This is a genomic window from Paenibacillus vietnamensis, from assembly GCF_020169515.1.
GTDB lineage: Bacteria > Bacillota > Bacilli > Paenibacillales > Paenibacillaceae > Pristimantibacillus > Pristimantibacillus vietnamensis.
The window spans coordinates 538,507-552,548 of the sequence record NZ_JAHMHW010000002.1 but is presented as its reverse complement, the minus strand read 5'-3'; the positions used below and the strand labels follow the sequence as shown (position 1 = coordinate 552,548).

At 49.2% G+C, this 14,042-nt stretch carries 16 protein-coding genes; 15 read left to right on the top strand and 1 reads right to left on the bottom strand.

Annotated features, from left to right (window positions below; genetic code table 11):
- The first annotated feature begins 106 nt into the window (after positions 1 to 106).
- The 5 genes from KP806_RS07785 to KP806_RS07765 all read left to right on the top strand — a co-directional run bounded on the left by KP806_RS07785 (position 107) and on the right by KP806_RS07765 (position 7,578).
- The gene (locus KP806_RS07785) at positions 107 to 3,919 is read left to right on the top strand and encodes a phospholipid carrier-dependent glycosyltransferase (protein ID WP_224722998.1); all 3,813 of its coding nucleotides are present in this window, start codon (positions 107 to 109) and stop codon (positions 3,917 to 3,919) included.
- Positions 3,920 to 4,001: 82 nt separating this feature from the next.
- Positions 4,002 to 5,006 (top strand): glycosyltransferase family 2 protein, encoded by a 1,005-nt coding sequence (locus KP806_RS07780; RefSeq protein ID WP_224722997.1) that lies wholly within the window; start codon positions 4,002 to 4,004, stop codon positions 5,004 to 5,006.
- Positions 4,999 to 5,448 carry a GtrA family protein gene (locus KP806_RS07775; protein ID WP_224722996.1) on the top strand — a complete coding sequence of 150 codons (450 nt, stop codon included), beginning with the start codon at positions 4,999 to 5,001 and terminating at the stop codon, positions 5,446 to 5,448. Before KP806_RS07780 ends, KP806_RS07775 begins: the two co-directional genes overlap by 8 nt.
- Entirely contained in the window at positions 5,448 to 6,143 is a 696-nt protein-coding gene (locus tag KP806_RS07770) for a class D sortase (RefSeq protein ID WP_224722995.1), read from the top strand. Before KP806_RS07775 ends, KP806_RS07770 begins: the two co-directional genes overlap by 1 nt.
- A gap of 250 nt (positions 6,144 to 6,393) precedes the next feature.
- Positions 6,394 to 7,578, top strand: a complete 1,185-nt coding sequence (locus KP806_RS07765; protein WP_224722994.1) for a tyrosine-type recombinase/integrase — start codon at positions 6,394 to 6,396, stop codon at positions 7,576 to 7,578.
- Between the two features lie 19 nt (positions 7,579 to 7,597).
- Here KP806_RS07765 and KP806_RS07760 read toward each other — a convergent pair whose 3' ends face one another.
- Entirely contained in the window at positions 7,598 to 7,810 is a 213-nt protein-coding gene (locus KP806_RS07760) for a helix-turn-helix domain-containing protein (protein WP_224722993.1), read from the bottom strand.
- A gap of 143 nt (positions 7,811 to 7,953) precedes the next feature.
- Here KP806_RS07760 and KP806_RS07755 point away from each other — a divergent pair, with 143 nt between their 5' ends.
- From KP806_RS07755 to KP806_RS07710, 10 genes are all read left to right on the top strand, one after another.
- Positions 7,954 to 8,166: a hypothetical protein gene (locus KP806_RS07755; protein ID WP_224722992.1), complete on the top strand. Its 213-nt coding sequence runs from the start codon at positions 7,954 to 7,956 to the stop codon at positions 8,164 to 8,166.
- A gap of 99 nt (positions 8,167 to 8,265) precedes the next feature.
- Positions 8,266 to 8,424, top strand: a complete 159-nt coding sequence (locus KP806_RS07750) for a hypothetical protein (RefSeq protein ID WP_224722991.1) — start codon at positions 8,266 to 8,268, stop codon at positions 8,422 to 8,424.
- A gap of 15 nt (positions 8,425 to 8,439) precedes the next feature.
- Positions 8,440 to 8,628: a hypothetical protein gene (locus KP806_RS07745; RefSeq protein WP_224722990.1), complete on the top strand. Its 189-nt coding sequence runs from the start codon at positions 8,440 to 8,442 to the stop codon at positions 8,626 to 8,628.
- Positions 8,629 to 9,555: 927 nt separating this feature from the next.
- Positions 9,556 to 9,885 carry a YolD-like family protein gene (locus tag KP806_RS07740; protein ID WP_224722989.1) on the top strand — a complete coding sequence of 110 codons (330 nt, stop codon included), beginning with the start codon at positions 9,556 to 9,558 and terminating at the stop codon, positions 9,883 to 9,885.
- 39 nt (positions 9,886 to 9,924) lie between these two features.
- A complete protein-coding gene (locus KP806_RS07735; protein WP_224722988.1) occupies positions 9,925 to 10,128 on the top strand; it encodes a hypothetical protein in 204 nt (67 codons plus the stop codon).
- A 135-nt stretch (positions 10,129 to 10,263) separates the two neighbouring features.
- Positions 10,264 to 11,145: an ATP-binding protein gene (locus KP806_RS07730; protein ID WP_224722987.1), complete on the top strand. Its 882-nt coding sequence runs from the start codon at positions 10,264 to 10,266 to the stop codon at positions 11,143 to 11,145.
- Positions 11,146 to 11,162: 17 nt separating this feature from the next.
- Positions 11,163 to 11,507: an STAS-like domain-containing protein gene (locus KP806_RS07725; RefSeq protein ID WP_224722986.1), complete on the top strand. Its 345-nt coding sequence runs from the start codon at positions 11,163 to 11,165 to the stop codon at positions 11,505 to 11,507.
- 2 nt (positions 11,508 to 11,509) lie between these two features.
- The gene (locus KP806_RS07720) at positions 11,510 to 12,139 is read left to right on the top strand and encodes a hypothetical protein (protein ID WP_224722985.1); all 630 of its coding nucleotides are present in this window, start codon (positions 11,510 to 11,512) and stop codon (positions 12,137 to 12,139) included.
- A 63-nt stretch (positions 12,140 to 12,202) separates the two neighbouring features.
- Positions 12,203 to 12,598 (top strand): phage tail fiber protein, encoded by a 396-nt coding sequence (locus KP806_RS07715; RefSeq protein WP_224722984.1) that lies wholly within the window; start codon positions 12,203 to 12,205, stop codon positions 12,596 to 12,598.
- Positions 12,599 to 12,609: 11 nt separating this feature from the next.
- The gene (locus KP806_RS07710; protein ID WP_224722983.1) at positions 12,610 to 14,028 is read left to right on the top strand and encodes a hypothetical protein; all 1,419 of its coding nucleotides are present in this window, start codon (positions 12,610 to 12,612) and stop codon (positions 14,026 to 14,028) included.
- Positions 14,029 to 14,042 lie beyond the last annotated feature (14 nt).

The following is a 14,042-nucleotide window of genomic DNA, read 5'->3' as shown; positions in this document are numbered from 1 at the left end:
TTATTTTTTTCTAATGTCGTTGACCAAAAATAGGATATCTAATAGAGTTAGGAGGTACCTCTATGATAGGAATCTACTGATGTCGATAAAAGGTGGGACCTGAGCGATGATCAAATTAGGGATGCGAACGGTAGTGGCCCTCCTGCTGTTCGGCTGCTTGCTGTGGCCGGCCGAAGCCGGTTATGCCGCAGCCAATCTGCTCAAAAATGCCGGCTTCGAGAATGTGACGGACGGCGTTCCCGAGCATTGGGGCCATGACGCTTATTTGAAGGAAGAGCATTTGACTACATATTCGCCGGATAACACGAAGGTTCATACCGGCAGCCATTCGGCGATGCTGCACAATAAGGAAGCCAACCATTCGCGGTGGACGCAGAACGTAAGCGTCAATCCCGAAACTGTCTATAAAATTTCCGGTTACGTGCTGACCGACGGGGTAGGCGCAGATGCAACAGGCGCGCATCTGTTCGTCGAAGGGGTTGCAGTCACTTATCCGCAGCTGATCGATACGGGCGGCAAATGGGAATATCTCGAATTTTTCGCTAAAACGGGCAAGGAGCAATCCTCTTTTACGCTTGGAGCCAGCCTGGGAGGCTACGGGAGCATTAACACCGGCAAAGCGTATTTCGACGATTTGAGCGTCGAGAAAGTATCGAAGGCCCCTGCGGGCGCGGAAGTGTTCAGCCTGACGCCGACGGCGCCGGGCGAACCGGCTGCAGTGCCGGCCTCCGAAGCCGGCGTGCTGCCGCTTCTTGTGCTTGCCGCGTTATTTGGCATTCTGTTTTCGGTCGTCTGCCGGAAGCTTCTTCGCGCAAGCGGCGATCTTGAAGGCGACCGGCAGCGGAGGCGGCTCATACTCGCCGTTCTGTTCGGAGGAGCGCTGGCGCTCCGTGCAGGCATTGCCGTTACCAACCCGGGTTATGCCAATGATATCGCGCTGTTTATGGCATGGGCGGAGCAGGCTTCATCACAGGGGCTTTCCGGGTTTTACCGTTCGGATCTGTTTGTCGATTATCCGCCCGGCTATATTTATGTGCTGTACGTGCTTGGCGCGGTCAAAAGCATGCTGAACCTGAATGCGGATTCCGGGTCCGCTCTGCTGCTGTTCAAGCTGCCGGCCCTGCTCGCCGATCTGGCTGCGGCGTATTTCGTATACGAAACGGCCAAGAAGAAAGCCGGCTTCCTAGCCGCGGCCGGACTGGCGGCGCTCTACTTGTTCAATCCGGCCGTCATTGCCGATTCCGCGGCATGGGGACAGGTGGATGCCGTCTTTACCCTTGCGCTCGTGCTGGCCGTGCACGGCTTGACCGGAAACCGGATCAAGCGGGCTTCCGTCTGGTTTGCGATTGCAGCGCTGATCAAGCCGCAGGCGTTTATTTTCATGCCGGTGCTGCTGCTGTGGTTCATTTACCGCCGGGCATGGAAGCAAATACCGGTGAGCGCCTTGTACGGCTTTGGGACGTTTCTGGTGCTCGCCCTGCCTTTTTTCTGGGGCAGCGGCGGCATGAACGGCCTCTTGCAATTATATAGCGGAACGTTGTCTTCCTATCCGTATGCGACATTGAATGCGTTCAATCTGTACGCGCTTGGCGGGGCAAACTGGAAGCCGATTGCGGACTCCTGGCTGCTGCTCAGCTTTCAGACCTGGGGCAATCTGTTTATTGCCGCCGCGGTTGCGGCAGCGGTATTTTTTGCGCTGAGGAAACGGAACGGCATTGAACAGGAAAGGTCCTATTTTCTGGCGATGGTATTGATTGCGGTCGTGTTCGTCGGCGTGACCAAAATGCATGAGCGGTACCTGTTTCCGGTTATGCTGCTCGGGCTGCTGGCCTATGTCAGGTCGCTTGACCGCCGGTTCTTATACGTATATCTGGGCTATGCCCTGACCAATTTTATAAATATCGCCTATGTGCTGGATTACAGCAAAGTGAGCACGAATGTGCCGTCGAACGGCATCGTTCTGCTCGTATCCTTGGCGAATATCGGACTGCTGCTGTATTTGCTTTATATCGGTTACGATTTGTACATAAGCGGCCGCCTCAAGCGGATCGAGCCGATTACGGAAGAGACATTGGCCGGGGGGGAGCGGGAAACGTTAGACCGCTTTTTGACGGGCAAAGGCTCGCAAGCGCTGCATGACCGCAAGCGGTGGGGTCGAAAGGATTGGATTTGGATGGGGGCCGTCACTTTTGTCTATGCGATTGTCGCCTTGTATCAGCTCGGCGATATGAAAGGGCCGCAGACCGCATGGCAGCCCGGAGCGTCCTCGCAAAGCTTCTACGTCGATCTGGGGGAAGTGAAGCGGCTTGAGAAGATTAACAGCTTCGGAGGCGTTGGCACCGGTAAATATAAATACGAATTCAGCCAAAACGGTACGGACTGGGATCATGTGATCGAGATCGACAGCAGCCATGTCGCCGTGTTTGCCTGGAACGTGACGCCTGCCGACCTGCAAGCGAGATATGTGAAGCTGACCGCCGTGCAGTCCGGCTTCTCTATGCATGAGCTGGTTATTTACGAGCAGGGCAACAAAATGCCGCTTCCCATCGTCGGTATAGATGACGAGCAAGCGAAGGATGCGAAGCGGGGCAGCGTTTCCCTGTTATTCGACGAACAACAGCTCGCTCAATATAACGACGATTTTATGAACGGTTCTTACTTTGATGAGATTTACCATGCCCGGACCGCATATGAGCATTTGGAGCATATCGTTGCGTACGAGAATACGCATCCGCCGCTCGGGAAGCTGATTATTGCGCTAGGGATCAAGCTATTCGGCCTGAATCCGTTCGGCTGGCGGATTGCCGGTACGGTGTTCGGCATTGCGATGCTGCCGCTCATGTACCTGTTCGCGCGGCGGTTGTTTAACAGCAGCACCTACACGGGAATCGCGGCGTTGCTGTTTGCAGCCGATTTTATGCATTTCACGCAGACCAGAATCGCAACAATTGACGTTTATGGTGTTTTTTTCATCATGCTTATGTTCTACTTCATGCACAGGTACTATACGCTGAGCTTTTATACGGTGAAGCTGAGGGCCACGCTTGTTCCCTTATTTCTGGCAGGGCTGTTCTTCGGCATCGGCGTCGCCTCCAAGTGGATCGTGCTGTATGGAGGAGCAGGTCTCGCGGTTATGCTCGGTCTTTCGTTGTTCGAGCGTTATAAAGAATATGCGGCCGCGAAGCGGGTGCTCCAAAGAGACGGAAGCGGCTATATGCCGTACGCGAAGGATTGGCTTGAGCTTGTCGTCCGGTCTTTTCCGCGGAATACGGCGATTACGCTGGCCGTCTGCCTGATTTTTTATATCGCCATCCCGCTCGGCATTTACGCTTTGTCGTATATCCCGGTCCTTACCGTAATGGACGAAGGTTATACGATCAAGAGTTTTGTGGACTATCAGAAGCATATGTTCAGCTATCACAGCAATCTCGTATCGACGCATCCTTTTTCCTCATCCTGGTGGGAGTGGCCGTTCATGAAGCGTCCCGTCTGGTATTATTCCGGCGACCATGAAGCGGCAGGCATGAAGTCGACGATCGTCGCCATGGGCAATCCGGCGATATGGTGGTCGGGTATTTTTGCGATGGCGGCTGCGCTGTGGATGAGTATTAAGCGCAGAGACAAAGCTATGTATACGATATGGATCGCTTTCCTTGCCCAGTACGTGCCATGGATGCTGGTTCCGAGACTGACGTTCCTGTACCACTATTTTGCGATGGTGCCGTTTATCATTTTGAGCCTTGTGTATGTTTTCAAAGTGCTGGAGGAGAGGAACGAAAGCTTCAAGCCGATCAGGCATACACTTACGTCCGCAGCGGTACTGCTGTTCATTCTTTATTATCCGGCTTTGTCGGGCTTGACGGTTCCCGTCTGGTACGTGGATTACTTGCTGCGCTGGTTCCCTAGCTGGCTGTTCTAAAGCGGCCGACCGCCGCAAAACGGCCTTAACCGATACCGATAAAAGTCAGGTCATTTACGCTTGAATAAGGGAGTTGCATGCGATGCCGCATTCGGCTGTGAAATACAGCGTTATCGTTCCGATGTACAACGAGGAAGAGGTAATCGAATATACGTACGACCGCCTGAAGCAGGTGATGGACGAAGCCGGGGAACCGTATGAGTTAATCTTCGTCAACGACGGGAGCCACGACCGCACGGTGGAGCTGGTATCCGTCATCTGCGACTTCGATCCACACGTCTGTCTGATTAATTTTTCCAGAAATTTCGGCCATCAGATCGCGATTTCCGCCGGCATGGATTACGCCCGCGGGGACGCGATCGTCGTCATCGACGCCGACCTGCAGGATCCGCCGGAGGTTATTCTGGATATGATCGCGAAGTGGAAGGAAGGCTACGAGGTCGTATACGGAAAGCGCTTGAAGCGAAAAGGGGAAACGCTGTTCAAGAAAGCGACCGCCAAGCTGTTCTACCGTACGCTGCGCAGCTTGACGAATGTCGATATTCCCGCAGATACGGGAGACTTTCGGCTCATCGACCGCAAGGTATGCGATGTGCTGAGGGGATTAAAGGAGAAAAACCGCTTTGTCCGCGGCCTGGTCAGCTGGATCGGCTTCCGGCAGACGATGGTCGAGTACGAACGCGAGGAACGTTTTGCAGGGGAGACAAAATATCCTCTCAAGAAGATGATCGCTTTCGCCGTCGACGGCATTACCTCCTTCTCCTACAAACCGCTCAAAATTGCAACCTATGTAGGCTTTACGCTATCTTTGTCCAGCTTTCTTTATTTGGTGGTCGTCATCTTCCAGAAGCTGGTTCTCGGAGGGACTGCCCAGGGATGGGCGTCCATCGTAGCGGTCAACCTGCTGTTCAACGGTATTATTTTAATGCTGCTGGGGCTTATCGGGGAATACATCGGACGGATATACGACGAATCCAAAAACAGGCCGCTGTACATCGTGCGCGAGGTGCGGGGCTATGCTCCCGGGGAAGAGGACGCCGAAGCCGGTAGCGGCGAGGCTCCGAAGCGAGTGAAGGAATATGTCTGATCTGAGCCGCGGCAGGACGCTGGTTCAATTTGTGCGATTCAACCTGATCGGCCTGCTCAATACGGCTATCGATGTTTTAGGATTCGCCTTGCTGACCAAGCTGGGCGTTTATTACTTGCTGGCTCAGGTTTTGGCTTATGGCGCGGGCATGCTGAACAGTCTGCTGCTAAACAGCCGATTTACTTTTGGCGCGGGAAGAACGGCTGCATCGCATATGCCGGACATCGCAACGAGCATCAGGTTCGTCGTTTGGAACGCTGTCGTGCTGGGGATGTCGGTTTTGCTGCTTGCCCTGCTAAACGAATGGCTTGCGCTGGAGGGCTTGCCGGCCAAGGCGATCGTGACGGTCGTTTCGGTGGGCGTGAATTTCTATGGAAGCAAAAGGTGGGTGTTCGCAAGAAGAGGACCGGAAGCCGGGCTGAGCCGGAGGGAGGCGGATTGATGAGAAGAGGAACGGCTTACGCATTGATCATTCTTGGCTTGCTGGTGCTGCTATATCCGAAGGCAAGCGAATGGTATGCGGACTGGCAGCAGGACCGGCTGCTGAAGGAGTGGGAGACGGCCAGCTACGATGAAACGGCCGTGGAGCAGGCGCAGCGGCAATATGAGCAGCTGACGGATTTATTTAACGAGGAGTCGGCGTCGCTTGCGGCTGCAGGTGATGTGGAAGAGACAGAAGAATCGGAAGAAACGCCGGCCGTGGAGGCGAGCTCGGCTCCGTCTGCGACCCCGGCATCGGCTAAGCTGAGTCCGATCGCAACGATCAGCATCGACTCGATCAAGCTTAAGCTCCCGGTATTGGAAGGCGCCACCCAGAAAAACATGAAGTCCGCCGCGGCGCATTTGACCGAAACGACGGCGATCGGTCAGGTCGGAAACGCCGCTATCGCCGGTCACCGGATGCGTGCGAAGGGCAGGCTGTTCAACCGGCTGGGTGAGGTCGAGATCGGGGATAAAATCGTGATCGAAACAAAAGGCGAGACGTACACCTATACGGTCTACAACGTATCGGTCGTGGAGCCGACGGACGTGTCCGTTCTGAATTATAACGATAAAGACAAGCTGCTGACGCTGATCACCTGCGATCCGATCATTAATCCTACGCATCGTTTAATTATACACGCGAAGATGACTTAATATTCCGCCCATTTTCCTCGTTTACAGCACCAATGATTCCGCCCCTTCATACTATAATTTGACTGTATCCCTTAACCTTGTTAAACCATAAAAACCCGTGCAAGGAGGGGTGACACAAATTGAAGGGTAAGTACCTATTCTGAAAAAGCCTTGATTTACAGGGCTTTTTTTGATGTATTTTTCTTTTTGATGCAAATCTGATGCAATTCGATTATAATTGCATCAATTGATGTAATGGAGGTTATGAGTCGTGGCGAAAACTGATGCAAAGAAGTCGGGGGACGGGGTTTATTACAACGAGAATGCGAAGAAGGGCAACCCGTGGTGGTTTCAGATTATGGTTAATGGCAAACGGGTGACGCGGCGCGGCTTTAGGACACGGACCGAAGCGAAGAAGGAACGGGATGCCCTTTCCGCCGATCTTAACCGGGGCCAGTACATTGACCCGACAAAAGTTACCTATGGCGAGTATTTTGCGGATTGGCTGGCAGGCCGAGACAATATAGAGGCTTCGACCCGCGAGATGTATCAATCCTATTTCAACAAGCATATAAGCAAGCACCTCGGCAGCATCCAGCTTTCGAAGCTATCGGCTTTGGATATTAAAAAGTTCATCACGCATTTGCGGACGAAAGGCATCAACGACGAACCGGGATTTGAAAAAGGGCTTGGCGACGAATCGGTTAAGCGTATCTATTCCGTTGTCGATGCTTCGCTTAATTCGGCCGAATCGTTCGAGCTTATAACCAGGAACCCGACCGCGAAAATACCGAAGGGCGAGAAGCCGAAGGTCGAGAAGAAAGAACGGCAGATATGGGATAATGATTCGGTTAAATTGGTTCTCGCCAGCAGCAAAGGAACGACGCGCTTTTGGATTGCTTATTTCCTCGCGATTATGACGGGGATGCGGCAGGGCGAAATTCTTGGGTTGCAGTGGGCTGACGTCGATTTTGAAAAGGCGACTATACGAGTTAGGCGAAGTCTGCGGAAGAATAAAACGGAGTTCAAGAGCGTGAAGAATGCAAGCAGCGTGAGGGTGATAAGCATTTCACCGTTAACCGTTGGCTTTCTAAAGGAACATCGGGACATCATCGAAATGGAAAAGAAGAAGTTGGGCCGGTTATATCAAGATAATGATTTGGTCGTCTGTTCGAGTAAGGGAACACCAGCATATGCTTCAAAGGTGCTTGAGAAGTGGTATGACATATGTGATAAGTACAAGCCAGCTCATGAACCGCGCATCACATACCACGACCTGCGCCATCAGAGTGCCAGCATCATGCTTAACGAGCGGGAAGACATTCGGGTTGTATCTAAGCGCCTAGGGCACTCAACGGTGGCGCAAACACTCAATACGTATTCCCATTTGCTACCCACGGGGCAGGAGACGGCGGTATTGTCATTGGATAGGGCTGTCGGGATTGATATCGAATGAAAAAAAGAGCAGCGAGGGCTTAATCCTCTTGCTCTTTTTTATGCTCAATAATGTCGTTAGGCTGCACATTAAACCTTGAGCAAAGTTTATCCAGAACCTCCATAGATACATACTCACCTTTGCCCATCTTGGCGATCGTTGCGCTGGATAAGCCTAACTCAATCCTTAATTGCTCCTTTGTCATATCCTCCTGCACTAATCTCATCCATAAAGGCTTAAACGAAAATGACATAACACATTCTCCTTCGCAAAGATTATATGTCAATTATAGAATTTAATCTTCACAAAGTCAAAGAAAATGTTTGCTATTATCTTTAGGAAGTGTTATAATATATTTAGAAAGTTAAAGATAAGCTTTCTGAGAGGGTGAAACGAATGGATAGACTGGCACTAAGCGCATTTGAAAAAATGCAAAAAAGAGAACACTCCCTGCGAGTGCTGCGCGATCAGATGGGACTGGGGCGCATAACTCGGGAAGTGTTCCGGCAAGAAAGCTTGAAGGTCATCGAGCGGTACAAACTTACCGATGACGAAGAGCGCGCCTACGATCTGTACAACAAGGTCACAGATCAGCGTAAACGCAACTAGAAAGGTTGGAGGGAGTTACAGCTCCCTCCTCCCGATCTTAACATAGATTGATCTATAATTAAACTACCGAGGAGCACACGTTGAAATGGAGGTTGTTCCATGAGCGGCTTAAAGAGGCTGAAGCATCTCGATTATGCTGTGTATGGGAATCTGATCGTGCCGCTGCTGATGTTTGATGCATGCGTCATGATCGAGCTTTACGACGACAGCGATGCTGGACGCTGTCGGATCATTTGTCGGCCTCGCAAACGAAAATGAGGAGCGTGAATAATAATGCCTAGACAAAAATGGACTACGGTCAAAGTGCATCGAAGCTACGAAATCCAAATCAACTCTCTCCCAGATCCGCGCGTTCCTAATGGATTCGGCTATCGGATCAATGATCCTGCTTTCTTGCCAGAATTCAAACTTTACAATTCAGTAGCCGAAGCAATCGACGAGATCGACGATGAAACTGCATAATATATGTGTGATTGTTTTGAATAAATTGGGGTATTATTATACAAAACTTAGGTCCCGATTGTGCGCCATTAGGTAGGATCCGTGGTAAATTTATATCATGGAAGTTTTGAAAGAGAGCAGCGCCCGACACGCACATTAACCCATTCCGGCCCCTGAGCTGCAAGGGTAGCACAAGCGGGTAGACTGTTATTTTCGTCTTCCTACGGATATCATTCCTATGGCGCAAATGTAGTTGATGCACATTCCGCCCGGAGGTGATCCAAAATCTCGTCGATATGCGCCCGGAATTGCCCTTCTTTTCGATTCTAGCCGCTTGCTTCTGTATTCCGACGACTCTTGCTAGAATCGCTTAGACGGGCATTTAGGGGCTCGTATCGATGTATGCTTTACAATTAGAGATCGAATGTCCTGCGTTGACTAAGCTACGTCTCTAACAGCCGGCTCCGCATGTTCGGGTGGCTGCCGAATCAAGATGAGGGAGGACGACCTTCATCCTTGTAACACAGCATGCGGGGCACAAAGCTCACCTGCCAAGATGCAGGAGTAGAATCCAGTTTGCGCAATGCGATTACTGGTTTAAACGTGGTGGCGGAATAGGTAGAGGCTAGGGAAAACTAACGGCCATCCATTAACGAGTCCGATGGCGTAGGACATGTAAGGTGCAAATCCTTGCCCACGACTTTATAAAACTATTCCCAAGGGAGCCGACAGGCTCTCTTTTTCGTTATGCCGGTCCTGCGGCGCAGTATGGTCTTGTCATTCCCAGCTGCTCCGTTTGCCTTAACTCCTTCCGGCCATCGACTGCAGATGCAAGGACTCGGCTCGTGGCGGCTGTGGCATGCCGAAGTAAATGTCACATTTTATCGCTTGAATAACGAACAGTTGTTCGCATATAATAAAGGCATCTGAAAAATGGAGGGTGTCTTTATGGCGAAGAAACTATCCGGAAATGGTTTTTGGGAAAGCAGCCGGATGATGTTGCCGGAGCACAAAGCAAGAATTATTGAATTGGCTCATGAGCAAAAGAAGCGGCAGCGGATCGAACTCGACGAGCAGGAATGGGAAGATGTTTCGCGGGCTGTTGCGCAATCGATGCAGCAGCGGCAGCCGGTTAAACTCCGGATGTTCCATGAGCTTGAGGAATTAGAGGTATTCGGTGTAGTTGATCGAGTGGATCAGCTCCGCGGCCGCTTTATGGTTGATGGTGAATGGTTTGCGATCCAGGACATCGAGGGCGCGAGCATTGAAGGAAATTAATAGTTAGCGTCGAATCTCTCTCGCAAAGGGGGAAGAACGATGCGCATTGACAATTATTATGGGAAAGTCGTTGTGTTGGAGCTCGACACAATGGCGAAGCATGAGGGTGTGCTGGAGGAAGTGGTTGATCCTGAGATTACCGGCTGCGTCAAGATACGAAACGGCGCTGAGACTTGGATCGTGCAAAGAAAGGACATTGTTAAGATCACACCAATCCAGCCGAAGCGGTTTATAGGGAAATAACGATGATCGTTACTTGAATGAAGAATTTATTTGTCTCAAATATTATAGAAGTAAATCTTTTGCTTTTGTCGAATTATTATTAAATGATTAGATTGTGCTATCATTTGTCTATAATAAAAGAATGGATGAGAATCATTGACTAAATACAAAATCATTAACATACCCACAATAAATGATGATATTAGGGACTTCCAAAATCTTTTTCACATTTATAGTCAAGTTTTGTTTTCGGACACTAATATTTTATTTAATTTTAGTTCGTGTAGGTTTTTAAGGCAAAACGCTGTAGCTTTTATTGGTGGACTAGCACGATTAATTCGATATAATGGCCATCGAGTAATGTTTGATTGGGATTCACTAACGAGCAGAATCGCTACGAATTTGAAACAAAATGGATTTATTGAAAGCTTCGACTTCTTTGGAGATTCTCCCTGGGAAGGGAATTCTGTGCGCTACAGAGAAGACAAAATTGCTAAAAAGGAGGCGTATATAGAATACCTATCTAATGACTGGCTAGGTAGAGGATGGATTAATGTCAGTAAGCCATTGAAAAATGAAATTGTTGGTAAAGTGTGGGAAATTTATATAAATTCATTTGATCACGGTAATTCACCGATAGGAGTTTTTACTTGTGGTCAACGATATCCTTATTTAGATGAATTAAGACTATGCTTAGTGGATTTTGGAATTGGAATTCCAAACAGTGTGAGAAGATTTAAAAATGATAACTCAATAAAAGCGTCTAATGCAATGAAATGGGCATTTAGACCAGGGGCTACGACTAAGCCTGAAGATGAAGATGGGAACGAAAGTGGTCGAGGCTTGGGATTAGATCTTTTAAGTAAATTTATTAAAATTAATAAAGGTACATTAGAAGTTTTTAGCCATGAAGGATATGCGAAAATCACTGCGGATAAAGAAGAGTACAAGAATATACCTTATAAATATAATGGTACATTAGTGAACATTTCACTGAAATGTGATGATGAAACATTCTACTATTTATCAAGTGAGTAATGAATGGAGGAAGTATAATGAAGGTCTCGGTAAATGAATTAGTCGGCGAACTTTGTATTACAAGAGAAGACGGAAGGAAATTGTTGGACAATATTTTAAATGATTTAAAAAAAGGTGAAGTTGTTGAACTTGATTTTAAGGATGTTAACATTTTTGCATCACCATTTTTTAATGCAGCGGTTGGTCCATTGGTTAAAGAGTTTACTAATGAGGAACTTGAACGAATATTACATATTGTGAATATAAATCCAACTGGTAAAAGTCTTTTTGAAATTGTTTTGAATAATTCCTCAAGATACTTTAATGATGCTAATTATCAAAAAACCTTAGATGACATCCTTACTGAAGAGGAGGACGAATAAAGGTGCCATATAATTACACTATAAATGCCGATATTATAGACATTAGAAATGATATACCAAAGGAACAAGACATTATTCTAGTAGATTCAAATGTATGGTACTGGTTAACTTATACAAGAGCCAGTCAATCAACCACAGGGCCTAATGCTTATCAAATTAATACATATCCCAGTTATATTGCAATGGCTCTTTCTGCAAAATCAAAACTTCTTTGGTCAGGCTTATCATTTGCTGAACTTGCTCATAGAATAGAACAAGTTGAAAGAGAAATATACAATGCTACCAATAGTATGAACGTAAATACTAAAGAGTTCAGACATAACTTACCGAATGAAAGAAATAATGTAACTTCTCAAATCGAGGCGGCATGGGCTCAAGTTAAGTCTATGGGTTCTTCATTAGAAAACCTAATAATTGATGCACAAACGACAGACGAAGCATTGATTAATATAAAAACACAAGCTATGGACGGGTACGATCTTTTTATTACAAGTAGTTTAATGAGACAAGGTCATGTCAAAGTCTTAACTGATGACGGAGATTACTCTAATGTCCCTGGAATTCAGGTTTTTACAGGAAACCGTGGTGTAATAAGGTCAGCACGTACTCAGGGTAAGATAGTTGTGAGATAAGCCTTTTTTGAGTCGCTCAAACGAGCGGCTTTTTTCATGCCCAAAAACGAGGAGGAATCAATCATGCCTGGATCTATTTCAAATTATGGCGAAAACACAGCACTGGACAATCTGCTCGGCGGTACAAAATACGTCGGTCTATTCACGGATGCCGCAGGAATTACGACGGATCAGCCGGCGGCGGAGGCGACCACAGGGAACTGCCCGGGATATGAACGGCAATCCGTGACGCACGCGGCTGCCAGCGGCGGCAGTAAGGCTACCAACTCGGCCGTCACGTTTACCGCTACAGGCGTCTGGGCTACAGTCCGTTATATTGGAGTATGGGACGCAGCAACAGCCGGCAACCTGCTTTATTGGGCGCGAATGGACGTAGCAGGCGCGGCTGCTGAGAAGACCTTGGCAAACGGCGAGCAAATCAGCATTGCATCCGGGGCGCTTTCCATCAACTTGGATTAAGGCGGTGACTTATGCCTTATCGCTTAGAGCTTAACCAAGGCGGGGCGACGGGGCACTATATCAAGCTTCCGTCAATGTCATTTGACAAGGTAATAATCGACGCCAGCTATCAGCATGACCATGCGACGCAGAAATCGTACTTCGACTTTCGGGTCGGGTTCAGCTTCGGTTATCTGAATAGGACGACGGGTGGCGTAGACGTCGAGGGCAATGACAGTCCTATGAGCACTTATGTCGATGGCGTCGGTCCGAAATCGAACAACACAGTTATGGTTCCGACCGATACACGGTGTTTGCTTGAGACTCGCTGGTCAGCTGCCGGGACGGATGACGGGAACCTTTTCACCAATTCAAGTGCCAGCGCTGGTACGTTTATGCCTGTAAAGGCGTATGACATCAAATTTTACTCCGGCGCAACGCTCGTTGCGCATTATGACTTAACGCTCGGTAATGTCCAGGATCAAAGCGGCAACGGGCGGCACGCGACGCTATTTGGTGGTACGTTCGTAAGCGAGGGGCCGACAGTCCACGAGGTCGAGGGCGCGGGTACTTCTGTTTCCTCCGCATCATCGTCTGTGGTCAAGGTGGTGGCGGTCGGTGGATCGGCGGCGGCGACCAGCTCTGCAACCGGCTCCGTGGGTTTAACTGCCAATGTGGGAGGCTCCGCGACAGCTCAATCCTCCGCTACGGCATCCGTTACCCATTTAATGTCGGTCGGTGGTAGCGCATCAGCGGTTTCCTCCGCTTCTGGAGACGTCGGCGGGAGCGGCCAAGTGCATGAGGTTGGAGGTTCGGCTTCAGCTGTGTCATCGACTTCCGGCTCGGTCGTCAAGGTGTCATCTGTGGGCGGCACAGCTGCAGCTACGTCAGGAGCTTCAAGCAATGTCGTCAAGATGATGTTTGTGGAGGGCATGGCCGCCGCTATTTCGTCTGCTATGAGTTCGGTTATCCGAATAGCGCTTGTGGGCGGCGCGGCCGTCTCTGTGTCGTCTGCGAGCTTCATTGACGGCGAGCCGATCATCCGGAAGATAAGGCTTCGAAGTGAAAGGGTTTTGATTGTCCGGCTTCAGTCATCACGAAGGACCAGTGTCCGATTGCGAGGGGATTTAATGACGGCTACAAATCAAAATTTTGTGACATATGCCGGCGACTCACTGGATATTGAAAGTGTGCTGCCGGACGTAGATATGACGGGCGCAAAGATCAAATGGGCCATGATGAAATCAGTTGGGGATCCGCATGTCATCTACAAGGAAACGCCGGCTATTACGATCGATAATGAAAGTGGAATATACGTGATTCCTCTGGAAAGTGCGGACACTCTCGATCTGAAGGGTGCATATTACCATGAAGCAGAGCTGACCGATTCATTCGGAAAACCTTCAACAATCATGACCGGCACGATCACCATTAAGCCAAGCGGGGTGTAACATGAAGCCTTGGG

Excerpts from the sequence above, each read along its gene's own strand:
- KP806_RS07725 (WP_224722986.1), top strand. The coding sequence starts at position 11,163 with ATGAAGGTCTCGGTAAATGAATTAGTCGGCGAACTTTGTATTACAAGA.
- KP806_RS07735 (WP_224722988.1), top strand. The coding sequence starts at position 9,925 with ATGCGCATTGACAATTATTATGGGAAAGTCGTTGTGTTGGAGCTCGAC.
- KP806_RS07760 (WP_224722993.1), bottom strand. The coding sequence starts at position 7,810 with ATGTCATTTTCGTTTAAGCCTTTATGGATGAGATTAGTGCAGGAGGAT.
- KP806_RS07770 (WP_224722995.1), top strand. The coding sequence starts at position 5,448 with ATGAGAAGAGGAACGGCTTACGCATTGATCATTCTTGGCTTGCTGGTG.
- KP806_RS07780 (WP_224722997.1), top strand. The coding sequence starts at position 4,002 with ATGCCGCATTCGGCTGTGAAATACAGCGTTATCGTTCCGATGTACAAC.
- KP806_RS07755 (WP_224722992.1), top strand. The coding sequence starts at position 7,954 with ATGGATAGACTGGCACTAAGCGCATTTGAAAAAATGCAAAAAAGAGAA.
- KP806_RS07715 (WP_224722984.1), top strand. The coding sequence starts at position 12,203 with ATGCCTGGATCTATTTCAAATTATGGCGAAAACACAGCACTGGACAAT.
- KP806_RS07785 (WP_224722998.1), top strand. The coding sequence starts at position 107 with ATGATCAAATTAGGGATGCGAACGGTAGTGGCCCTCCTGCTGTTCGGC.
- KP806_RS07745 (WP_224722990.1), top strand. The coding sequence starts at position 8,440 with ATGCCTAGACAAAAATGGACTACGGTCAAAGTGCATCGAAGCTACGAA.
- KP806_RS07750 (WP_224722991.1), top strand. The coding sequence starts at position 8,266 with ATGAGCGGCTTAAAGAGGCTGAAGCATCTCGATTATGCTGTGTATGGG.
- KP806_RS07710 (WP_224722983.1), top strand. The coding sequence starts at position 12,610 with ATGCCTTATCGCTTAGAGCTTAACCAAGGCGGGGCGACGGGGCACTAT.
- KP806_RS07775 (WP_224722996.1), top strand. The coding sequence starts at position 4,999 with ATGTCTGATCTGAGCCGCGGCAGGACGCTGGTTCAATTTGTGCGATTC.
- KP806_RS07740 (WP_224722989.1), top strand. The coding sequence starts at position 9,556 with ATGGCGAAGAAACTATCCGGAAATGGTTTTTGGGAAAGCAGCCGGATG.